We start from the raw sequence: 22734 nt of genomic DNA on the forward strand, positions 1-22734 counted from the left end.
TCGTCCGGTTCCGGCATTCCGCAGTCGTGCAGCAGCGAGAGGACGGCCTTAGATTCGAGATCGCCCGCGACCTCGGCGCCGAGCTGGAAGTACAGGTTCATCGTCTTGCGCTTGTAGTCGATCCCGACCAGCGCGACGTCGGCCAGGTCGTAGCGGGCGAAGAGGTCCGCGTTCTCGGCGACGGCGCGCGGCATGGACGGGATGCCGGCGAGGTCCGCGACCTTCTGCGGGGAACCGGGGAAGCTCGGGTAGAGCTTCTGGAAACCGCCGACGGCCCCGTAGTCGGCGAAGTACTCGCTGACGGGAATACGCGCCTTGATGTCCGAGAGCAGCGCGCCGACCGGATGGTCGGTCTTCGCCACGAGGCCGTGCGACAGCGTGTGGGCGTAGGGGTCGTCGATCTCCTCGGGCAGCTGGATGGTGTAGTCGAACTCCTGGCTGCCGGTCGACACGCTGAAAATGATCGCGACATTGCTGATCGCGTCCCCGTACGAGGCGAGGATCGGCAATACCCTGTCACGCGAGCAGGGCACGTCCAGCATTCGAGCCGACTGCTCGATGGCCGAGTACACCTTTTCCATCCCGGCGGCTCCGGACATCGGTCCTCCAAGTCTCAGTCTCATGCGGCGGTGGCATTTTCGAATATGAGAACTGGGCCTTCCGGCGCCGGTCCGGTTTTTTGCAACCGCCGGGCTGCCGGAAGGCCCTGTTCGCAGGCGGACCCTTTCTCATGAAGGAGCGGGCGGGTCGGCCGGCCGACGCGCCGGCCGCCCTTGCCCGCTCATTCATCGCGTCAGCTCTTGACCTGGCCCTTGATGTGCCGCTGCACGAAGTCGTTGGCCAGGTCGCCGAACTGGTCGCCGAACGGCCTGGACCGGTCGATGGTCTCCTGGAAGTGCACCCCGGCCCACACCCGGCTGTCGCCGCAGACCTGGTTGAAGTCGGTCCAGGTCGGGAAGTGCACCTCGACGTCCTTGCTCGGGGCGATCCCCGGTTCCGTCCTCGTCTCGCCCTTCTTCACGGTGAACTTCCAGTCCAGCGTGTCCTCGCCGAAGTAGAGCCGGGCCGCCTGCGCCGAGGCGGCGCACACCGTGGTGGAGGCCGAGGGGTACTCAGGGTGGTCCCCCGTGGGCAGGTAGCTGCTCCACTCCTCGGCGGGGATGTCGTTGACCGTCCCCTTGCCGGGGCCTCCCCACGCCGTCAGCCGGCGCCTGCCGTACACGTACCGGACCGCGCTGATCGGCCGGACCGCGTCGTACTTGATCTTGTGGTGCCAGACCGCGATCGTCGTCTCGAACGTCGCGAGCGTGTGCACGAGCTGGAAGAACGCCCATCCGGGGATGCCCTGCTCCCCGTTCTGGTCGTGCTTGTTGAGGAGGTGGACCGCCGAGTGCCCGATGCCCCAGCGCTTGTTGTCCATGACCTCCGCGATCACCTTCTGCTCGTCGGTGAGCCCGGCGGACGCGTCGATGATCCCGTCCACCAGGCGCCGGAACCGGCGGCGGTCGCGGTGGTCGATGAAGTCGGGGCGGGAGATCTTGAACTGCGTCGGGTCCTTGAAGGTGAGCGCCCTGACCCGCCGGACCTGCGGGGTGACCACGTGCTGCGCGACGTAGATGCCGATGTCGCCCGGCCCGCCGCCGACGCGGCGCCCGTTGTGCGGACCGAGCTGCGGCTGCCAGCGGGAGGGGTGGGTCAGCTCGTAGGGGGTGTTCACCGGGACGTAGCCGGTGTAGTCGCCCCACGGCCTGGGGTTGTAGCGGCGGCCGCCGTCGTAGCCGAGGAAGTTCATGCCGTCCTGCTTGTGCGCGTTCCAGGCGGCCTTGCCGACGACGTTGCCGATGCCGATGGGGCTGGTGGTGTCCTCCGACTGGTCGTCGGGGTCGAGCCCGAGGGCCGTCATGAACTGCCGGACGGCGGGCCTCGACTCCCCGAACACTCCCTGCCAGACCCGCCACCCGGCGTACAGGCCGGCGATGTTCATGTTCCGGTTCGTGGCGGACTCGCTGGCGGGACGCCGCTTGATCTTGGCGTAGATGCCGACCGCGGTCTCGTGGTACGGCGCCACCGCGTCGAACGCGGCGATGGCCGTGATGCGGTTCAGCCACAGGAACGTGGTGATGTCCATGGCACCGAAGACGTCCTGGTTGATCGACTCCCCGGCGGTGTCGTCGCTGGGCCCCAGGAACTTCAGGTAGTTGTCGGTGTCCAGGTCGAAGTCGATCGAGGGCTCGTCCTCGCGCTTCCCGGCATGGGCGGTGCCGGTCTGCCCGAGGCCCAGCGCCGCGGTCGAGGCGACGCCGAGGCCGCCGAACAGCAGCAGCCTGCGGCTCGGGAGGAGACCTGAAGCGGGCGGGAGGTTGGACGTCGTCATGGGGGTGTCCCTGTCCTTTGCAGAGGATTTCTTGCGGAGGTGGGGCGGGGTGGCCGGGCCCGGGGTCGTCGCACATGGACGATCCGGGCCCGGTGGTCGTGTCGGCGGCGACGCCGCTCGCCGGCGTCGGGAGCCGGGGCGGGGAGTGCGTCAGGTCGCCGGGTAGCCGCCGAAGCGCCGTTCCCGGCCCCGGAGGTCCTTGAGCGCCCGGTCGAAGTCGGCCCGCGTCATGTTCGGGAACAGGACGGGCGAGAAGTGGAGCTCCGCGTACGGCGACATCAGCGGGAAGAAGGAGGACATGCGGATCGCGCCGCCGGTCCGGATGACGAAGTCGACCGGCTTCGTGACGTACGCGCTCTCCGTCAGGATCTCCTCGGTCATCGCCGGGATCTTGCCGTTGTACCGGTTGAAGATCCCGATCACCTCGCGGGTGAGGGACATCCCGAGGATGTAGTGGAGCGTGAACCCCGAGTCCTTGTCCGACTTGTCGCGGAGCTCCTCCAGTTCCGTGAGGTACTCCTCGGGGACGAGGTCCAGCGACCCGGAGAAGTCGAAGTTGCAGTCGCCGTGGCAGCGGCGCGCCACGTCGTTGAAGGCGACCAGGAACGTGGTCACCGCGGCCTCGGGGCGGCTGAAGTTCGCCGCGGACGAGGTCGTGATGTAGAGCGTCGTGATGCCGTCCTCTTTGGCCCAGCCGATGAAGTCGATGAGCTTGTCCGCCATCGCCGTGTAGCCGTCGTCGAGGGAGACGCCCTGCTCCTGGGACCAGCGGCGCATTCCGTCCGGCAGCAGCATCAAGTTGGTCACTGTTCTCGCCTCTCTGTCATCTTGTGCGGGGTCTCACCGTGGGAAGGGCGGCCCGCCGCCGGCCCGGCGGCCGGGACCTGGATCGGAACCCGCGACCACGCCGGTGGCACCGGAGTCGGGGTGGAGGAGAACCGCACGCGAAAGAGCACCCGTCACCGGGGGTGTCGCCATGGGCGTGGTGACGGGTGCTCTGCGCGTCGGGTGGAACCGGCGAGCCGACGCCGGGTGCCGTCAGCCCGCGTCAGGGGCGAGCATCTGCACCATCTGGGGCGGCATCTGGTACCACGACTGGAGCTTGTAGTACTCGCCGCTCGGCGCGGCCGTGACGCCGTAGATCCCCTTGCGCGTGGCGGGAGCGTAGGTGTACGGGACGTCCTTGGCGAACTTCTCGATCTTCGGATCCACCTCGACGCCGGCGGGGAAGGCGTCCAGGTCGCGGACCACCACGGCGAAGGTGATCCGCTCGATCTTCGAGGAGTCCCAGCTCAGCGTGGTGTAGTAGCCGGTCGCCTGCTGGGCGAGCGTGAGCATCTGCTCGCTCGGCTCGGCCAGTCCGTGCTCGCGCATCATCGACCGGACGGCGTCCGGCTCGCGCATCTCGGGGGGCGATCCGAGGAAGTAGATGTTCAGCGTCCTGCTCGGGTAGTCGATGCCGATCAGGCTCGTCTTGCCGTCCAGGCCGTTGCGCGTGAAGAACTCCAGGTTCTCGGACAGGCTGCGCGGCATGGACGGGAGGTCGGCGAGTTCCGTCACCTTCTGCAGGTTGTTCAGGGGGAAGAACGTCCAGGTCTTCTTGAAGCCGCCGACGACGCCGAAGTCGACGCCGTGGTAGTCGAGCGGGAAGCGGTCCTGGATATCGGAGAGCAGGTCGCCGACCGGGTGGTCGGTCTTCTCGGTGAGGCCGTTCGCCAGCGCGAGGGCGTAGGGGTGGAGGTCGGGGGCGAGCGACGCGATGCGGAAGTCGAGGCCCGCGGAGTTGGTCGCCACCCGGTAGGCCATCTGGGCGTGCGGAGGCAGGGCGTCCGCGTACGCGGTCAGGATGGGCCAGACCGCGTCCCGCGAGCAGGGCTCGTCGAGCAGTCCGGCGGCCTTCTCGATGTCGGAGTAAAGAGCTTCCAGCTCGGCTGTGCCGGCCATTGCGCCTCCCGCGTCGATCTTGATTTGTCGTGTGGGACGGAACAGGTCGAACGCCGGTGACACGGGGGTCACCGGCGGGAAATGGGCGTGCCAGGAAAAGATGCGGCGCTGCGGATCTCAATTACCGCGTGCCGGGTCGCGAGAAATGGCGCCACCCTCAACTGGGGCGGCGTGCCGCCAAAACGGCGGAACGGGGAGCTTGCTCCGATGATGGGCCCGTCAGAAGGCAAAGTCCGGAGCTACCACCCTAGATATATGTTCTTCGCCACAGGTTGTCAAGGCTCGCAGGTGGCGCGACTCCATGCCTGGTCGGACGATATGTGTCGTCTTCCGCGGCCCCCAGACCTCGGCGTTCCCGCCTCGCGGGGTCGCGCGATCACAGGCACGGGCCGGCCATCGGACGCCCCACTCATATGATCACTGGGCGCGTCGGCCGATTAATTGGACAGACCGTTGACAGAGCCGGTTCCAGCCAGGAGATAATGGCGCTCGTTCACGGCCCGTGGTCGAACGCCACGGCGGTGAACGGGTAGCGCGGTGAAATGGGACCCTGCATCTGGCATTGGCCGGCACTTGGGCAAACCCTAAAGACGCCACCATAGATATAGATTCTTCGCTGCAGGATGTCAAGGCCCCCGCTGCCGCCGACTCCAGCTGATCACGTCGGCATTTCCGCTGTACACGGACGTTCATGGCCTGGCGACCCGTGCCGCACGACGGCATCGATCCGGTCGGCCGGCAGGGCGCTCCGCACGCGGACTTCAGGCGTGGGGCCGAGGGCGCAGCGTGATCGCGCTCGGCGCAGGGCGTGCCCCCGCGCCGAGCGGAGGCGTGGAAGGCTGCGGGGCCGCACGCCACGGAGGGTGACGGCGAGGAGGGGGTCTCTCCCCCATGCCGGCCGGGTGGCGAGTACCGGGAATTGATGGACAGAATTCAGCGTCCTCGAACAATGACTTCGACTCCTCTCACGGTCCGATCAAGGTCCGGCCGGTCCCCGGGAACGGCGAAAAGACCCAACTTGAACAACGCCGCTATATAACGTGTGCCTCCGTTCGCTTACCGAGGTCGGCCATCGGCCGCTAACACGGTCATGTGGGTATGTACGCCAGCGACGTTCGCTGTAATTTGGGACTCCTCGGCCGACAGAGCGCGCGGCGCTCCTCCTGGGAAGAAACCGTTCCCAATCGATGAGATCGAGCGGTCGGCGAGCCGTGGTGGCGGTGTGACCGGAATGGCCGCAGGCGCCGAGAGCCCGCGACACGGCCCGCCCTGCCGCCGGGGGGCCGGAAGTACTCCTGAGCTCTGGTGAGGCCCATGACGGCCCCTGGAGCACGCTGTGCCGCCCCTCGACCGGACGGCAGGGGCGGAGGCGGCTCCTCTACCGGCGACCGTGACCGTCGTCAAGTGCGCGGCCAGGCAGTCGATTCGCGCTCAGGGCGCGCGCCGCCGCGCGGGCGGAGGCGGCAAAGCGTTCCGCCGGCGGGCGCCACGCCGTCCTCACCGAGGGAGATCACCCGCTTGGCCCGGGGGCGAACCCCGGCTCCGCCCGGCCTCGGGCCCGCCCGCCCGTCGCTCATCTCAGCATTCGAGAAGGTGTCGCCCTCCGCGTTACGGGTGCCCCAAATTCGCGATTGGGCCGAGTGACCGGCCGGCGCAATAAGCTCGATCTATGACGTTTCGTGATCGCGCTATAACGCAGAATAACACGTTGACATTTCAACCTGGTCCCTATCCCGGGTAACCACCGACCTGATCACCCGGTGAGGTGTCTGACCGCGGCACCGTACCCGGCGTGCGCGAATTTTCCCTGTTCAGCGGGCAGTAGCGCTAATTCTCTTGGTGTTTTCTCGCGTGGCAGTTGACGTAGATGACTGTTTTGAAGAGTATGCAGAGAGCATGGCAGGAGTACGCGCACACCACCCGGCCCGCAGCGGACAAGGCTTTTACGGGGAGAACATGAAGGGACGCATACTGTGTCAAGCTGGATCGTGCCAAAAACAGAGCGGGAATATTGACAAGAAGGCACGAAGGGCCGGGGACGGCCGGTTCGTGTGCTCGGTATGCCTGGACCGTCTCGTGGGCGACATCCGGAACCTGCCCACGCTCTACGACGACTGCATGAACCAGACGGGCCAGGGGACCATGCGCATGATCCGCACCGGTCCCCGGAAGAGCACCACCGCCGACCCGATGAGCGCCGCGGCCACCGAGATACGTACCGCGATTCGCAAAGTCCTCGCCTCCTGGGCCAGCCTCGTCGCCGACGAACGCCGGCTCCAGCGCCCCCCGCGGGACATCCGCGCGCTCGCGCAGTTCCTCTGCCGGCATGCCGAGTGGCTCGCCGCCCACCCCGCCGCGGCGGAGATCGTGGACGAGATCGGGGATCTCACGCGCGCCGCGCGAAAGACCGCCTATTCGAAAGGCGGCGGCCGGGTGCCGGTCGGCTCCTGTCCCACCTGCAGCGGCGAGCTCGTCGCCCACATGCGCCGGCGTGAGGACGCGCTTCCCGCCGAGATCGTCTGCACCACCTATCCCGACCACCGGTGGCCCGCCACCCGATGGGCCACGCTCGCCCGCCAGATCCAGGGACGCTGACCGGAGGACGGCTCCCTGACCGACCGCAGCGGCTCCTCACCTGCGAGGACCCGCCGGTGAAAGCCGTTGCGGCCCCGCACCCGCGCGACACGGCGCGCCGCGCCGCCTCGCCACCGCCCTGTTCTCACGCCGACGGCTCGGCTCCCCGCCGTCATCTCCTGGTGATCACCGGCCCGTTTGCCGCCCCCCGGGGCGTCCGGCCGGGACGTGCCGCGGCATCGGCGCTGAGCGTCCATCGCGAATGATCACCTCGGCCGGCCGGTGAGCGCCGGCATCCGGTCCGGGCCGGGAATGTCGATACGGCTCCCCTTCGCATCCGCCCGTCATTGACGGTGCCCGGTTCCCGGACCATGCGTGCGATCGGCTCGTCCCGCGACGTGATTCGCCATTCGCGTTTTCCGGCCTGCTGATCGAACTCCACGTGCGCTGCGGTGCCCCCTCGGCTCCAAGGGGTCACCGAGCTCCAGTAGAAGGTCACCACAGGGAGGAACATGCTGAATCGCGAGATCCACAAAGTCGGCTTGACGGTCGATGACATAGCCGCCATCTGGCGCATTCCCAAGGGCACGGTCTACCGCTACGCCCACCAGTCACAGTGGCGCCGCTACACCCTCAACCGTCGCGTCTACTACCATCCGGACGACGTCATGGACACGTTCGACCCCCCGGCCCAGGGATCGTGATCGTGTACTGACCCGCCATAATGCGCAACGCCGGATCGCCCGCCGAGACCAGGGGCGAATTTTCACCGAGCGGTGCGCGGACTCGCACCCGGTCCCGGGTCCGGACGACACGGGACCGGTACGCGAAAGCCCCCGGCAGCCGACGTGCCACGCCGTCCTGCCGGGGGCGAATTCGGGGCGCGGCCGGCGCTTCCCGCGATACGACAGAACGATATTCGGAATGCTCCCGATTTCGATCGCTCGACGACCGGTTTCCAGATCACCGCGCCCCGGAGCGCGCTAGCCCGGAACGGGGACGGTGATGACCTCCGGCTTCCCGGCGGCCGCCGCGTCGCCGTCGCCCGCCTCCTCGGCCAGCCGCATCGCCTCGTCGATGAGCGTCTCGACGATCTTCGATTCGGGCACGGTCGCGATGACCTTGCCCTTGACGAAGATCTGTCCCTTGCCGTTCCCCGACGCGACGCCCAGGTCGGCCTCGCGGGCCTCGCCCGGACCGTTGACGACGCAGCCCATCACCGCGACCCGCAGCGGCACCTCCAGCCCGTCCAGACCGGCGGTGACCTCCTCGGCGAGCTTGTACACGTCCACCTGGGCCCGGCCGCAGGAGGGGCACGAGACGATCTCCAGGCCGCGTTCGCGCAGGCCGAGGGACTCCAGGATCGCGATCCCGACCTTGACCTCCTCCACCGGCGGCGCCGACAGCGACACCCGGATCGTGTCGCCGATGCCCTCCGCCAGCAGGGCGCCGAACGCCACCGACGACTTCACCGTGCCCTGGAACTGCGGTCCCGCCTCCGTCACCCCGAGGTGCAGCGGGTAGTCGCACGCCGCGGCCAGCTTCCGGTACGCCGAGACCATCACCACCGGGTCGTGGTGCTTCACGGAGATCTTCAGATCGCCGAACCCGTGCTCCTCGAACAGCGAGCACTCCCACAGCGCCGACTCCACGAGCGCATCGGCCGTGGCGCTGCCGTGCTTGGCCAGCAGCCGCTTGTCCAGCGATCCCGCGTTCACGCCGATCCGGATGGGGACGCGCGCGGCGGCCGCGGCCTTCGCGATCTCCGCGACCTTGTCGTCGAACGCCTTGATGTTGCCCGGGTTCACCCGGACGGCCGCGCACCCGGCGTCGATCGCCGCGAACACGTACTTGGGCTGGAAGTGGATGTCGGCGATCACCGGGATCTGCGACTTGCGGGCGATCGCCGGCAGGGCCTCGGCGTCGTCGGCCGACGGCACCGCCACCCGCACGATCTGGCATCCGGACGCCGTCAGCTCCGCGATCTGCTGCAGGGTCGCGTTCACGTCGGCCGTCACCGTGGTGGTCATCGACTGGACGCTCACCGGCGCCGCGCCGCCCACCTGCACGGCCCGGCCGTCGTTCCCCAGCGTCAGCCGCCTGCTCTTCCGCCGCGGGCTGAGCGCCGGTGTCACCTTGGGCATACCGAGATCGACCATGTCCGATCATCCTCTCTGTTCGGTCACCGGGCTCCGGGCCGCCGCCGGGCGCGTGGCCCGGGCGGCGGCCCGGGCCGCGTGCGGACGGCCGCCGGGGTCGCCGGCGGTCATCGCGGGCTCGTCTCCGCGCCCGTTCGCGCGGGGACGCACAGGTCGGCGTGGTGGTCCCGGACGGTCCGGGCGATCTGCTCGCCGGACAGGCCCATGTCGGCCAGGAGCCCGTTCCGGTCGCCGTGCTCGATGAAGGCGCGGGGAAGCCCGAGGTTGCGGACGGGGGTCCGCACCCCCGCGTCGGCGCAGGCCTGGCCGACGCACGCCCCCACCCCGCCGGTGCGGCTGCAGTCCTCGACGGTGACGACGAGCTGGTGCCTGGCCGCGAGGCCGGTCAGCGCCGGATTGACCGGGATGACCCAGCGGGGATCGACGACGGTGATCCCGATGCCCTGGTCCTCCAGGATGTCGGCGGCCTGGAGGCACGCCTCGGCGAGCACCCCGGTGGAGACGATGAGGACGTCGAGGGAGAGCCCGCGGCTGCGGCGCAGCACGTCCATCCCGTCGACGCGGACGACGGCGTCGATGTCCGGGCCGGCGGTGGCCTTCGGGAAGCGCAGGACGGTCGGCCCGTCGGTGACCTCGACCGCTTCTCGGAGGGTCTCGCGGAGCCGGGCGGGGTCGCGGGGCGCGGCGACCCGCAGGCCGGGCACCACGCCGAGGATCGACATGTCCCACATGCCGTGGTGGCTGGCGCCGTCCGGCCCGGTGATCCCGGCCCGGTCCAGCACGAACGTCACCGGCAGGCGGTGCAGGGCGACGTCCATCACGACCTGGTCGAAGGCCCGGTTGAGGAACGTGGAGTAGACCGCGACGACGGGATGCAGCCCGCCGAGGGCGAGCCCGGCCGCCGAACCGGCGGCGTGCTGCTCGGCTATGCCGACGTCGTACGCCCGGTCGGGGAACCGCTCCGCGAACGCGGCCAGCCCGGTCGGTCCGGGCATGGCGGCGGTGATGGCGACGACCTCGTCGTGGTCCTCGCCCACCGCGCACAGCTCGTCGGCGAACACCTTCGTCCAGGAGGTGCCGGACGACTTGGGCGCCTCCCCGGTCTCCGGGTCTATCTTGCCGATGCCGTGCATATGGTCGGCCTGGTCGTTCTCGGCGGGCGCGTATCCCCGGCCCTTGCTGCTGACGACGTGCACGACCACGGGACGGCGCATGGCGCGGGCCGCATCGAAGGCCCGCTCGCAGGCGGACACGTCGTGGCCGTCGACCGGGCCGATGTAGCCGAAGCCCATGTTGGTGAACAGGTTGTCCTCCACTACGTGGCCGTCGCGGGTGTAGACGTCCAGCCACGTGTCGGACGAGGTGCGCAGGTCATGCAGGTGCCGGCCGAGCCCGCCGATGGTCGGGGCGTACGAGCGGCCGTTGTCGTTGAGCACGACGATCACCGGCCGGTCGGGGGCGCCGACCAGGTTGTTGAGCCCCTCCCACGCCATCCCGCCCGTGAGCGCGCCGTCGCCGATCACCGCGACCACGGACCGGTCGGTGCGCCCGCGCCGCTGGTTGGCCTTGGCCAGGCCGTCGGCGTAGGCGAGCGCGGTCGAGGCGTGCGAGTTCTCCACCAGGTCGTGCACCGATTCGCCCTGCGACGGGTAGCCCGACAGTCCGCCCCGCTGGCGGAGCCCGTCGAAGCCGTCCAGCCGGCCGGTGAGCAGCTTGTGCACGTACGACTGGTGCCCGGTGTCGAAGATGATCTTGTCGCGGGGTGAGCTGAACACCCGGTGCAGCGCGAGCGTCAGCTCCACCACGCCCAGGTTGGGGCCCAGGTGCCCGCCGGTGCGGGCCACCGCCCGCACCAGGAACCCGCGGATCTCCTCCGCCAGCGCGGGCATTTCCTCCGCGGGCAGTTCGCGCAGGTCGGCGGGGTCACGTATGCCTTCCAGCAATGCCATTGGTGTCCTTTCCTCGTGCCGCGTCGTTGCGGCCGCGGACGTGCGGGCCCGCTATGCGGTCTCCGCCGTGGCCGGATGGTCCAGTTCGCGCGGCAGGGCGAAGTGCATCCGCTCCGTCACCGGCTCGATCTCCTGGACCTCGTCGTATCCCCGTTCGCCCAGCCAGGCCAGCACGTCCTGGACGAGCTCGTCGGGAACGGAGGCGCCGCTGGTCAGCCCGACGGTCGTCACGCCGTCGAGCCACGACTCGTCGATGTCCTCGGCGTAGTCCACGAGGTGCGCGGCGGCGCCGCGCTCCCGCGCGACCTCGACCAGGCGGACGGAGTTGGAGGAGTTCGCCGAGCCGACGACGATGACGAGCTCCGAACCCGCGGCGATCTCCTTCACCGCGACCTGGCGGTTCTGGGTGGCGTAGCAGATGTCGTCCGACGGCGGATCCAGCAGGTTCGGGAACCTGCGGCGCAGGGCCGCGGCCGTGGCGAGGGTCTCGTCCACCGACAGCGTGGTCTGCGACAGCCACACCACGCGGTCGGGATCGCGGACCTGCACGTTCTTCACGTCGTCCGGGCCGTCGACCAGGTGGATGTGGTCCGGCGCCTCGCCCAGGGTGCCGATGACCTCTTCGTGGCCCTCGTGCCCGATGAGCAGGATGTCGTAGTCCGCTTCGGCGAACCGGACCGCCTCCCTGTGGACCTTGGTGACCAGCGGGCAGGTGGCGTCGATCGTCGTCAGCTTCTGCGCCTTGGCCTCCGCGTGCACCGCCGGCGCCACCCCGTGCGCGGAGAAGACGACGGTGGCGCCTTCCGGCACCTCCTCGGTCTCCTCGACGAAGATGACGCCCCGCTCTTCGAGGGACTTCACGACGAAGGCGTTGTGGACGATCTGCTTGCGCACGTAGATGGGCGGCCCGTACTTCTCCAGGCAGACCTCGACGGTCCGCACGGCCCGGTCCACCCCGGCGCAGGAGCTGCGCGGCTTCGCGAGCAGGACTCGGCGTTGCGAATGCGTCATGATTCCTCTCAGGTGGCTGCTTCGTCTTACTGGAGGGAGGACGTCAGCTCGTCGAGCTGGGCTCGTTCCATCTCCGCGGGGGCGTCCACGGTCCAGCGGCCCACCGCCATCTCCGCGGTGATCCCGGGACCGAAGCCCGCGATCACGCCGGTGTCGCCCGGGGTCACCCGGTCCTCGTCGAACAGCCTGCGCAGCGCGTCGAGCACGACCGCGCTGGCGATGTTGCCGTACTCGGTCAGCGTCGCCCAGCTGAAGCGGAACATTTCGCGGTCGACGTCGAGGAACTTGGCGAGGTCGTCGAGGATCCGCGGGCCGCCGGCGTGGATGATGTAGAAGCCGAGATTGCGCACGTCCCAGCCGTGGCTCGCGGCCAGCTCGCGCAGCACCGGGGCCAGCGGCTCCATCGTCCCGGGCACCCGGCGGTCCAGCTGGAAGTGGAAGCCGGTCGCCCGGACGGCGTAGGAGATCCAGTCCTCGGTGCCGGGAATGAGGTACGACGAGTTGCGCTCCAGGGCGACGCCGACACCGCCGTTGCCGCGCACCACGGCGGCGCCGACCGCGTCACCGAACAGCCCGTCGGACAGCAGCGCGCCGACGTTGTCGTCACCGGGCTGGTAGCACAGCGAACACAGCTCGCAGGAGACGATCAGGACGTTGCTCTCGGGGTGGGCGGTGCAGAACTCCTGCGCGCGGTTGATCGCCGCGCCGCCCGCCGCGCAGCCCAGCTGGGCGATGGGGATCTGCCGGGTGTCGTACCGGAAACCCATGCTGTTGATCAGCCAGGCGGTGAGCGACGGCATCATGAAGCCCGTGCACGACACGTAGATGATGGCGTCGATGTCGCGCACCGTCACCGCGGCGTTCGCCAGCGCCTCCTCGATGACCTCGGGGCATCTCTTCTTGGACTCGGACTCGTAGAGCCGGTTCCGTTCCTCGAAACCCGGGTGGAGGAGCGCCTCCTCGATGGGCTGGACGATGTGCCGCTTCCGCACTCCGGTGTTCTGGATCAGGCGGAGCGCCAAAGGGAGCTGCGGTTTTCCCGCGTGGACCTTTTCGGCGAACTCCAGAGTGTCCTCCATGGTGACGACGTACTCCGGCACACGGATCGACGGCTTGCACAGCGTTGGCATGTATCGGGTCCACTTTCTTCAGAGGCCACGTTGCAGTCCAGTCGGGCGGCGGCGGGATCGGCCGCGCCGCCTCGATTGGCGTCCGAGGAGATGAGGGCCGGCCCGGGCGCGCGGGCGGCCGCGTCCGGCGCGCGGACGCCCGGCGGAGGGCGGCCGGGACCGGCACGGCGCCCCGCGGAGCGCGGGACGCCGTGTCTCGAAATCTCAGGGGCCGCCCCCGGGTTACGGCCGACCGGTGTTCACGCGGTCTTGGTGGCGGAGAGGACGGCCGGCACCGGGATGACGTCCTGCGGCAGTTCCGCGGGGTCCTTGGTGACCGTCCTCGTCACCTCGAACCCGCATTCCTCCAGCCAGCTCCGGTAGGTGGAGAGCTTCTGCGGCCCGCCCTGGCCCATGGTGCAGCCGATGAAGAAGGCGGGGAAGAAGTCGACGTTGTGGTTGTCGGTCTCCGTGACGTCCTCCGGATAGACGGGGACCAGGATGTTGACCTGCCCGCCCACCGGCAGCGACTTGTGGACGCCGTTGAGGATCTGGATGACGGCGTCCCGGTCGAACATGTCCAGGAAGTGCTTGATCAGTACGACGTCGAAGCCCTCGGGGATCCCGTCGAAGACGTTGCCGCCGATGAACGAGCAGTGCTCCGCCACGCCGTGGGCCCGGAAGTTCTCCAGGCACTCGGTCTCCTTCTCCGGAAGGTCGAAGGTCGTGACCCGCATCCCGGGGACGTGCTTCATCTGGAAGGTGTGCACGGCCCCCAGCCCGGTGTTCCCGGCCAGGTCGAGCACCTGCGCACCGGACGGCATGTCGATGTTGCCGAAGAACCAGGGGTCGATGTTCGCGGTGACGGTGTCCATCAGCTTCGCCCACGCCTCGCGCAGGTCCCGGTGCTCGGCCACCGCGTCGTACAGGGTCCCCTCGGCCCCGTAGAGCTCCTTCAGGCCGACGAGCGTGCCGGTCCGCGCGCTCTCGGTCAGGTTGAACAGCTGCCTGAGCGCGACCACCTTGATCATGTTCATGTAGGCGAGCGCGCGCTTCAGATCCCGTTCCGGGACGGCACCGAGCGCGTCGAGGGAGTAGCCGCGGCCTTCCTCGGCGGCCCCGCCGTACCCGACGAAGCCCTCCTTGACCAGCAGGAACAGGAGCTGTTCCACGGCGTCCGGCTTCACGCCGACCGCGTCGCCGAGCTCCGCGGCGGTCATGCCGGGCCGCTCCCGCAGCGCGTCGATGATGCCGAGTTCGAAACAGGACAGCAGCGTCATGAACCGCGTCGGTCCCACCATGTATTCGCGGAATCGCGCGAGCGTGGCTTCCGGTGTCATTGCACTGGCCCTTTCGAGTCGGTCTTCCCGCCGCCGTCGCCGGGGGCGGGTCGCGGGGGGTCGATCCGGGTCACGCCCGGTCCTTCATCTCTTCCTTGAGCCGGCGGGACAGCGCGAGCCGCTGCACCTTCAGGGTCCCGGTCCGCGGCAGCTCGGCCCGGGGGATCTGGATCGGGTCGGCGAGCTGGGGGAAGCCGGCGACGGCCGCGCGCCAGCGGTCCCGGTCCAGCGGCGCGTCGTCGGTGGTGCAGACCACCGGGATCGGCTCGGACTTCAGGCCGTGGACGACGACGAGTTCGCTCAGCTCCTCCAGCCTGCCGAGCACCTGGTCCTCCACCTCCAGCGAGCTCTGCACCCCGCCGATCATGTCGACCTCGCGGTCGAGCATGTGGAGGCAGCCGAGCCTGGTGCGGTAGCCGACGTCCCCGGTCCGCCACCAGTCCCCGAACCGGTTCTCGTCGTACCGGTCCTGCTCCGCGAAGTAGGTCTTCGCGAGCCCGCTCCACGCGACCTCGATGTAGCCGGGGTTCTGCTCGGACACCGGCCGGCCGTCCCGGCTCACCAGGCGGATCTTCGCGCAGCCCTGCGGCATCGCCCAGCCGACGCAGCGCCCGTTCGTGCGGTGCGCGGAGTGGCGGAAGTAGGCGCGGCCGACCGCCGGGCCGACCTCGCTCTGCCCGTAGATCTGGAAGTAGAGCGCCCCGCGCCGCGCCGACGACCTGAGCAGCCGGCTCATCGTCCGGGGGTGGATGGCGTCGAAGGTGCTGCTGAAGTACCGCACCGACGAGAACGGCCTGCGGGGGTCGTCGGTCAGCGCCTCCCATTCCATGAGCGAGTTGGGCAGCGCCTCGACGAAGCCCGGCCGGTGCTCGCGGAACGCCTCGGCGACGCGGTCGAGGGAGCCCTCCCGCATGAGCAGCACCGGCATCTCCTGGAGGAGCGCGAGGGACATCGCGGCGACCATCCGGGAGTGCACGAACGGGATGTGGATCGCGACGGTCTCCCTGCGGCGCATCAGCGACAGGAGCCGCCACTGCGGCCTGAGCCGCACGGCCTGCGTGCGGGGCGTGTGCACGACGAGCTTGGGGACCCCGGTCGTGCCGGACGTGTGGGTGATGACGGCGGCGGCGTCGATCGGCCGGACCCGCGGGGCGACGTCGGGCGCCCCGGCGTAGTCCGCGAGCGACAGCGCACCCGGCCGGTCGCCGCGCACGATCAGCGTCCGCTCGACGAGGTCCGCCAGCGGCAGCTCGGCCAGCGCGTCGAGCGTGCGCCCGTCGGTGAGCAGGCTCGGCCGGCCCAGCCGCTTGAGCAGCGCGCCGACGGTGATGGCGTCCAGCGAGGGCGACAGCATGACGGGGATCGCCCCGATGCGGGACGTGGCCGCGCCGAGCATCCAGGCGTCGGCGTTGGCCGTCTTGTAGAGGACGACGTGCTCGTCCGGCCGGACACCGGCCGCCCAGAGGCGGGCCGCCAGGTCGCGGATGTGGTCGGCGAAGTCGGTGACCGTCATGCGCCTGCCTGCGCCGGGCAGGACGTCCAGGTCGTGGTCGAGGTCGATCGGCGTGGAAGCGTTGACGGCCGCGGCCATCTCCGGCAGAAGGCCGATGTGGAGACCGCGCTTCTGGACCGATCTGTAGGCGATGGAACGCTTCATGGGGGACTGACTCCCTTGCGATGTTCAGCTGCGTCGTCCGGGCCGCGCCCGCGCGTTTCGGTCGTGGGGAGTTGACGGGCCCGCCGCGGAGGACGTGCGGCGGGCCCGGAGATCGGGAGGTACAGGGGCGGGAGGTACAGGGAGTCGTCAGCCGGCGCGGCCGGCCTTGAGCGCGGCGGCGACGTCCACGGCGCGCTTGGCCTGGTAGGCGGCCGCCCGCAGCGGGACGTCGCCCGGCGCGCCGTCGGCGGCCCGGTGGGACGTGCCGTAGGGATTGCCGAGCTCGAACTGGACGGGATCGGTGTATCCGGGCGGCACGATGATGCCGCCCCAGTGGTAGAACACGTTCCCCAGCGCGAGGATCGTGGACTCCTGCCCGCCGTGTGCGGTGCCGGTGGAGGTGAAGGCCGAGTACACCTTGTCGGCGAGCTTGCCGCCCTGCCGCCACAGCCCGCCGGTCGTGTCGATGAACGCCTTGAGCTGCATGGCCGGGTTGCCGAAACGGGTGGGGGTGCCGAACAGCACCGCGTCGGCCCACTCCAGGTCGTCCAGGGCGGCCTCGGCGACGTCGGCCGTGTCCTGTACATGCCGGGCCCAGGCCGGGTTGGCGCTGATCGCCTCGGGAGGGGCCAGCTCGGGGACCTTCCGCAGCCGCACCTGCGCCCCGGCCTTCTCCGCGCCCTCCGCCGCCGCCGACGCCAGCGCGTGCACGGTGCCGGTCGAGCTGTAGTAGATGATCGCGGCGTTCACACTCCGCATGTCGGTCTCCTCTCCGGTACGCGCGCGGTCACCGCGCCGGGTGCGGACGCGCGTGGGCGCGCAGCGCGCTCCGCAGGGCTGCCACGACCCTTTCGACCTGCTCGTCGGTCAGCTCGGCGTGCATCGGGATGGCGAGGTTGCGCCGGAAGAGGTCCGCCGAGACCGGGCACGTCTGGTCGGTCTTGTAGACGGGCTGCAGGTGGCTCGCCCACGTGCCGTGCCCGCAGCCGATGCCCTGGGCGCGCAGGTCGGCGGCGACGCCCGCCCGGTCCACGCCCGGTTCCAGCGTCACCATGTACGACTGCCAGGCGTGGGTGCGGTCGGCCGGCACGTGCGGGAGCGTGACGTGCTCCTCGTCCTTGAGGAGTTCGGCGTAGCGTTCCGCCACCGCGCTCCGGCGCTCCAGCAGTTCGTCGAGTCGGCCCAGCTGCACTTGGAGGATCGCGGCGCCGATGTCGGAGAGCTTGTAGTTGAAGCCGATCTCGGTGAACTCGGGGATCGGCAGGCCGATGACCCGCGCCTGCTCGGCGATGCTCCCGATGCCGAAGGAGGACCGCAGCCGTACGTCCCCGCCGAGCGCCGGGTCCGTGGTGAGCAGGGCTCCGCCCTCGCCGCTGGTGATGCCCTTGCGTCCGTGGAAGGAGAGGCAGGCGACCGGTGCCAGCGTCCCCGCCGGGCGGCCCTGGTAGGTCGCGCCGACCGCGCATGCGGCGTCCTCGACGAGGAACAGCCCGTGGCGGTCGGCGATCGACTGCAGTTCGGCATAGTCGGCGGGCAGGCCGACCGTGTCCACCGCGATCACGCCGACCGTCCGGGGTGTGATCAGGTCCGCCACGGCCTGCGGGTCGATGGTGCCGGTGTCGGCGCGGACGTCGGCGAAGACGGGCACCGCGTCCACGTACCGGACGGCATGGGCGGGGGCCGGGAACGTGTAGTCGGCGACGATGACCTCGTCGCCCGGCCCGGCGCCGAGCGCCAGCAGGCTCAGGTGCAGCGACGCCGCGCAGCTGCTCAGCGCGACCGCGTCGGCGACGCCGAAGCGCTCGGCCAGCTCCCGCTCCAGGGCCTTGCCCCGGGGGCCCTGGCCGGCCGGCCAGTCGGACGCGAACACCTCCTTGACGGCCGCCAGTTCCCGCTCTCCAAGGCTCGCGTGCACCAGTGGAATCGCGTCCATCGGGTCACCTCCCGTCATGCCGGGCTTCCGTAGCGAAGCGGTGTGATCTGGCTGATGTCGTAGCGCTCGCGCATCCGCTCGACCGCGCCGGAGTCGACGGAGCGGCCGCTGGAGAAGATCTCCGCGATCTCCTCGAAGTAGCGTTCGTGATCGGGCGACGGGTAGCTCTGGAACAGCATGCGGACCGGCTCGTCGGTGGCGTTCGTGAACGCGTGCGGGCAGCCGGGCGGGACGAACATGCAGCTGCCCGGGCCCGCGCGGACGACCCCGTCCCCGGCCGGGGACTTCCAGTCCCGCCAGTCCTCCCCGGTGCGCTCGACCGGCTCGAACGCCAGCAGGTCGATCTCCCCTTCCAGGACGTAGAAGAACTCCTGCGCGTGCTGGTGGACGTGGGCGCCCACGTCGAACCCGGGCGGCACCACCACCTCGAACGTCGAGATGACGAAGCCGTCCGCCGCAGTGACCTTGAAGGTGATCTCCTGCGCCTTCGTGCTGAGCTTTCGTCCCTGACCTGGGGGGACAATAAGGCCACTCATGCGACTCGCTTCCTGTCGTCTGCGGAAAACCGACTCGAGACGGGGGTGCCCGCGCACCCGTGACACTGGATCGACCTTCCGCGCGCGCCGGCATCGCGCCCCGGCGCGGGCGCGGCGATGTCGTCGGACGCGTCGTCGAATGACACCGGAGAGCGCACCGAAAGAGGGTGCGCAGGTGAAATGCCGGTAAACCGTGATCGCAGGTCCCGTGACCTGCAGAGGTCTGCGACTTCCGGTCGGGATCGCTCCCTGGCTCCCGCGGTACCGCGGAGCGGAGTTTCGCCGTCCCGATCATCCGGCGATCTTCCAAAAGCGGAAGCCGGGCAAGTGGGTGGAATCGGGGCGAGTAAGTCTAGATATAAGTTCTTCGCCCCCCGCCTGTCAACCCTCGACCGCCGCCGGGGCCCAGCCGCCCGCGCCGGCTCCCGTCGGCCCAGCCTCGATGACATCGACTGGCCGGGCGACACGGATCGCCTGAATGACGAGGTCAGAGGACATATCAACACGACGGAACCGTTAGACCGAGGCCGCTGGGCGACCACTGCCGATCGCCGGATCCCGTCCTCCGAGGCCGCCAACCCGGCCGTGGCGCCGGTGTCCGCGGGGTCGGCAGCCGCCTCGCCTCACCCCGAACAGTGCTGCGACGCCCATCTCCCCCAGCAACTCAAAACGATCACTGGATTGACCCTGGCGGCGGCTTCCAACAGTTTATGCTTTACCGCATTGAAATGCTTCTTGCGACTATACATCGCCCACAATAGAGCCTTGCCCTGACCATCCTGCTGCGACTGAACCGGCCCGGCCCCGAGCGCCGTCAGCGCTATTCGCGGACCAGTTCCACGGCCTCCCGGACGTCCGGGTGCGGATCGTCGGCGAGACCGCTCAGCAACTCGGCGACGCCGGACCGTCCATGGGGTGCGGCAGCCGTTCGAGCAGGCGCCGCGCTCCGTAGCCGCCGCGCTCCCGGCACCCCAGGCAGGTGCATGGACGCACGCCGTGCGCGCCCGGCCGGTACCGCCAGCCGACCACCTGCGGCACGGCACGAATCTTGTGCACCTCGCGAGGCCGGATCGCCCGGGGGACGAACACCTCCCATCCACGGGGGTCCTCAAGTGCCGCGATCCGCCGGACCGCCTCTGCCGCCGGAACGGCGACCTGGGCGTCCCGTACCCGCTCGGCGTAATGCCCGGCCAGTACCTGCTGAGCGTCGTCCAGCCGCACGTGAACGGCCACCGGCCGTCCCTGGCCACCGAAACGGGCCAACTCGCGCAGCCATTGATGGGTGAGGGTGTACGACCGCAGCACCGGAAAGACGTACACCCCACGCGCACCGCCCTGCCCGCGGCCTTCCGCGCGGATCCCGGACCGCCGGATCCGCGGCGCATTCGCCGCCGAGGTCACGTGCACGAACATCGCCATGACCCGGCATCCTAAGCGACCGGTTTCGCCGAGAACATCGCTTAAATCGGCAGCAGCGCCCCGGGCATCCGCTCATGCCGCGGATCGCGTACTCGGATCTGAGAAGGGTGCGCGCGATACAGGCCGCCAACAAGGTGCTGCTGTACCGGGCCGGTGAATATTCGTTGGGTGAGGGCGCGGCGCGCTGGCACAGTACTGATGTGGACGACTACGTGGCGATCAACAGGGCCAACTGGGACGAACGGGCCCCGGCACATGCCGATTCCCCCGACTACGAATTCGATCGGTTCATCAACGACCCCGGGCACCTCAGTGGCGTCGTCCGATTCGACCGTCCCCGCCTCGGCGACCTGACCGGGCTGCGTGCCGTGCACCTGCAATGCCACATCGGCACCGACACCGTGTCCCTGGCACGCCTGGGCGCCACGATGAGCGGCCTGGACTTCTCCGCGGCCGCGCTGGACCAGGCGCGGCGATTGGCCACCGCCACCGGCAGCACCATCGACTTCCACCACGCAGAGCTCTACGACGCCGTCGAGGTCTTCGGCCGCGAGAGCTTCGATCTGGTCTACACCGGGATGGGCGCCCTGATCTGGCTGCCGGACGTGACGCGGTGGGCCCGAGTCGTCGCCGACCTGCTGCGACCGGGCGGCCGATTGTTCGTCCGCGAGGGCCACCCCATGCTGTTCGCACTGGACGAGACCGCCGGCCCGCCCAGCCTGCGCTACCCCTACTTCGAAACCGCCGAGCCGGTGATCTTCGACGAGCCCGGAACCTACGTGCAGACCGAGACCGAGTTCACCCAAGCCCTCACCCACGAATGGAACCACGGACTCGGCGAGACCATCACCGCGCTGCTCGCGGCCGGAATGCGGCTGACCGGCCTGGCCGAGCACGACAGCGTCCCCTGGCAGGCCCTCCCCGGACACATGACCATGGACGAGACCGGCGAATGGCGCCTGACTCACCACCCCGAACGACTTGCCGCCAGCTACACACTGCAAGCAATCAAGGAATAGCCCTCTACGACTTGGCCAGATGGCCAGCCAGCTCAGTCATTCGCTTGCGCCGTCCAGTGCACCGCCGCCTTGTCGGTGACGGGTTGAGTAGTAGGTCGTTCGAGGTTCGCCAGCAGGAGTGTCATCGGGAGGCTGAGACCGTCCACCACGTGATCGAGCAGGTCGGCCTGAACATTCTCCAGCGTCGAGGCCGGATCGTCCGCGCTCAGTGCGGCCGCCCTTTCCGCAAGCGGGTAAGCGTGGCCTCGCTCGTCGCGCACCTGCATCGGACCGTAGGTGTGCAGCAGCAGGCGATCACCTTGACGGAGCGGCACGGTCGTGGTCTCGCACCAGTGGCCGCCGAGGTCGAGCAGGGTCAGCGGCGGATAGGCGGGCAGGGCTTCGATCGGCGATACCCGCCCCTCTCCCAACAGCAGGGGCGGCGGGTTCCCGCAGCACACCATTTCGGCGTAGTCCTCGCGGAAGGTGAGCAGCAGGGCGGTGACGAATTCGTCGTCCGTGAGCATCGGAGCGAGGACCGAGTGCATCCGCTCGGCCAACCCCGGCAGATTCGGCTCATTGGGAGCCAGTTGCCGGAAGTTGCCGAGTGCGGCGGCCGCCGTCTGATGGGCCGATCCGCCTGTACCGAGCACGTCCCCGATCAGGATCCGGGTGCCGAAAGGCGTGGGCAGGACGGCATGGAAATCGCCACGGACCTGGGTCGCCGCCGGAACCAGGCGACTCCGCGTGCGCACCGTGCCACCTCGCTGCGCAGAGGCCGTGGTCGCCGTCGGCGCCTGATATTCCTTCCGAAGGAGGTCCAAGAGGACCTCGGGAGTGGACTCCGGAGTGGCGCTGTCCACGCACAGCCGTTCGATCGTCTGCAGGTAGCTTTCGGTCTCCTCCGCCTTGTCCAGATACAGCGCACCGGTGAGGTTCTCCAGGTACACCACGTCCGGCAGTTCGGGCTCGGGGAAGCGCAGAATGGTGAACGCGCCGCCCTCCGCGACGTGGCCCCCGAAACGGAACGGCATGACCTGGATCGTGGTGTTCGGTCGCGCGCACATGGCGATGAGGTGCTCGAGTTGGCCCCGCATCGTCTCGGCTCCGCCGAGTGGCCGGCGCAGCGCCGTCTCGTCGATGACGGCCCACAGCCGAGGGGCATCGGGCCCGGAGAGCCGCTCCTGGCGGCGCAAGCGCAGTTCGACCCGATGCTCGATCTCGGCGGCGGACGCGTCCGGATTTCCGAGCCGGATGACCGCGCGCGCATAGTCGGGGGTCTGCAGCAGGCCGGGGACGAATTGGATCTCATACGTCCGGATGAGCGACGTCGCTTCCTCGAGCCCCACATAAGTCTGGAACCAGTTGGGCAGGACGTCGTGATACCGGTGCCACCATCCCGCCGTGTTGGCCTGGCGGACCTGCTCCAGGATCGTGTCCCGCTCGCCCTGGTCGGCCACGCCGTAAAGGGTGAGCAGATCGGCCACGTCCCGTTCCTTGAAGCCCACCCGGCCGAGTTCCATCCGGCTGATCTTCGACTCCGAGCTCCGGATGCGATCGCCGGCCTCGTGGCGGCTCAGCCCGGACGCCTCCCGCAGGCGGCGCAGCTGTGCGCCGAGGATGATGCGAAGCACCGTCGAGCTCGATCCCGGGCGATCAGCGGTCACCTCCCACCTCCGAAGGCGTCTGCGGCGGCATCGCGTGCTCCTCGCGCGTTGAATCGCATCCCGC

Annotated in this window: 18 protein-coding genes and 1 pseudogene; 3 read left to right on the plus strand and 16 right to left on the minus strand. The window is 69.5% G+C overall.

The features are described from left to right. The 4 genes from IEZ03_RS16385 to IEZ03_RS16400 all read right to left on the minus strand — a co-directional run. The coding region (locus IEZ03_RS16385; protein WP_229808332.1) for an aromatic prenyltransferase at window positions 1–599 on the minus strand (599 nt) is incomplete at its 3' end. A gap of 194 nt (window positions 600–793) precedes the next feature. Further along, window positions 794–2374: a DUF6851 domain-containing protein gene (locus IEZ03_RS16390; RefSeq protein ID WP_221480675.1), complete on the minus strand. Its 1581-nt coding sequence runs from the start codon at window positions 2372–2374 to the stop codon at window positions 794–796. A 150-nt stretch (window positions 2375–2524) separates the two neighbouring features. Further along, complete coding sequence (locus tag IEZ03_RS16395; protein ID WP_184883597.1) at window positions 2525–3181, minus strand: undecaprenyl diphosphate synthase family protein; 657 nt, start codon at window positions 3179–3181, stop codon at window positions 2525–2527. Between the two features lie 231 nt (window positions 3182–3412). Further along, window positions 3413–4318, minus strand: coding sequence for an aromatic prenyltransferase (locus IEZ03_RS16400; protein ID WP_184883595.1), 906 nt, complete (start codon window positions 4316–4318; stop codon window positions 3413–3415). Window positions 4319–6394: 2076 nt separating this feature from the next. Between IEZ03_RS16400 and IEZ03_RS16405 the strand changes: the two genes are divergently transcribed. After that, the gene (locus IEZ03_RS16405) at window positions 6395–6913 is read left to right on the plus strand and encodes a hypothetical protein (protein ID WP_221480674.1); all 519 of its coding nucleotides are present in this window, start codon (window positions 6395–6397) and stop codon (window positions 6911–6913) included. A gap of 521 nt (window positions 6914–7434) precedes the next feature. Beyond that, the gene (locus tag IEZ03_RS16410) at window positions 7435–7596 is read left to right on the plus strand and encodes a helix-turn-helix domain-containing protein (RefSeq protein WP_207945471.1); all 162 of its coding nucleotides are present in this window, start codon (window positions 7435–7437) and stop codon (window positions 7594–7596) included. A gap of 279 nt (window positions 7597–7875) precedes the next feature. On the opposite strand, the gene ispG is transcribed toward IEZ03_RS16410, so the two are convergent. The 10 genes from ispG to IEZ03_RS16460 form a co-directional block, all read right to left on the minus strand. Further along, window positions 7876–9051 carry a flavodoxin-dependent (E)-4-hydroxy-3-methylbut-2-enyl-diphosphate synthase gene (ispG, locus tag IEZ03_RS16415; protein WP_184883594.1) on the minus strand — a complete coding sequence of 392 codons (1176 nt, stop codon included), beginning with the start codon at window positions 9049–9051 and terminating at the stop codon, window positions 7876–7878. A 107-nt stretch (window positions 9052–9158) separates the two neighbouring features. Continuing rightward, window positions 9159–11000 (minus strand): 1-deoxy-D-xylulose-5-phosphate synthase, encoded by a 1842-nt coding sequence (locus IEZ03_RS16420; RefSeq protein WP_184883592.1) that lies wholly within the window; start codon window positions 10998–11000, stop codon window positions 9159–9161. 51 nt (window positions 11001–11051) lie between these two features. After that, window positions 11052–12011, minus strand: coding sequence for a 4-hydroxy-3-methylbut-2-enyl diphosphate reductase (locus tag IEZ03_RS16425; RefSeq protein WP_184883590.1), 960 nt, complete (start codon window positions 12009–12011; stop codon window positions 11052–11054). 26 nt (window positions 12012–12037) lie between these two features. After that, the gene (locus tag IEZ03_RS16430; protein ID WP_184883588.1) at window positions 12038–13141 is read right to left on the minus strand and encodes a type III polyketide synthase; all 1104 of its coding nucleotides are present in this window, start codon (window positions 13139–13141) and stop codon (window positions 12038–12040) included. Between the two features lie 239 nt (window positions 13142–13380). Beyond that, window positions 13381–14460 (minus strand): methyltransferase, encoded by a 1080-nt coding sequence (locus IEZ03_RS16435; RefSeq protein ID WP_221480673.1) that lies wholly within the window; start codon window positions 14458–14460, stop codon window positions 13381–13383. Window positions 14461–14530: 70 nt separating this feature from the next. Further along, window positions 14531–16117, minus strand: coding sequence for a class I adenylate-forming enzyme family protein (locus IEZ03_RS16440; protein WP_184883586.1), 1587 nt, complete (start codon window positions 16115–16117; stop codon window positions 14531–14533). A gap of 147 nt (window positions 16118–16264) precedes the next feature. Further along, on the minus strand, window positions 16265–16876 hold the full coding sequence (wrbA, locus tag IEZ03_RS16445) for an NAD(P)H:quinone oxidoreductase (protein ID WP_132044974.1): 612 nt from the start codon (window positions 16874–16876) through the stop codon (window positions 16265–16267). Window positions 16877–16904: 28 nt separating this feature from the next. Then, entirely contained in the window at window positions 16905–18050 is a 1146-nt protein-coding gene (locus tag IEZ03_RS16450) for a DegT/DnrJ/EryC1/StrS family aminotransferase (protein ID WP_184883583.1), read from the minus strand. A 14-nt stretch (window positions 18051–18064) separates the two neighbouring features. Continuing rightward, the gene (locus IEZ03_RS16455) at window positions 18065–18586 is read right to left on the minus strand and encodes a cupin domain-containing protein (protein ID WP_132044970.1); all 522 of its coding nucleotides are present in this window, start codon (window positions 18584–18586) and stop codon (window positions 18065–18067) included. Between the two features lie 882 nt (window positions 18587–19468). Next, the gene (locus IEZ03_RS16460; RefSeq protein WP_221480672.1) at window positions 19469–20005 is read right to left on the minus strand and encodes a hypothetical protein; all 537 of its coding nucleotides are present in this window, start codon (window positions 20003–20005) and stop codon (window positions 19469–19471) included. 74 nt (window positions 20006–20079) lie between these two features. Here IEZ03_RS16460 and IEZ03_RS16465 point away from each other — a divergent pair, with 74 nt between their 5' ends. Beyond that, a complete protein-coding gene (locus IEZ03_RS16465; protein WP_229808333.1) occupies window positions 20080–21024 on the plus strand; it encodes a class I SAM-dependent methyltransferase in 945 nt (314 codons plus the stop codon). A 32-nt stretch (window positions 21025–21056) separates the two neighbouring features. Here IEZ03_RS16465 and IEZ03_RS37950 read toward each other — a convergent pair whose 3' ends face one another. Together IEZ03_RS37950 and IEZ03_RS37955 are read right to left on the minus strand one after the other, a co-directional pair. Further along, entirely contained in the window at window positions 21057–21758 is a 702-nt protein-coding gene (locus IEZ03_RS37950; RefSeq protein ID WP_229808351.1) for a PP2C family protein-serine/threonine phosphatase, read from the minus strand. A 51-nt stretch (window positions 21759–21809) separates the two neighbouring features. Then, window positions 21810–22670, minus strand: a pseudogene (locus tag IEZ03_RS37955) (Sco1979 family transcriptional regulator); the annotation flags it as partial. Window positions 22671–22734 lie beyond the last annotated feature (64 nt).

The sequence above is a fragment of the Actinomadura livida genome (assembly GCF_014648675.1).
Taxonomy (GTDB): domain Bacteria; phylum Actinomycetota; class Actinomycetes; order Streptosporangiales; family Streptosporangiaceae; genus Spirillospora; species Spirillospora livida.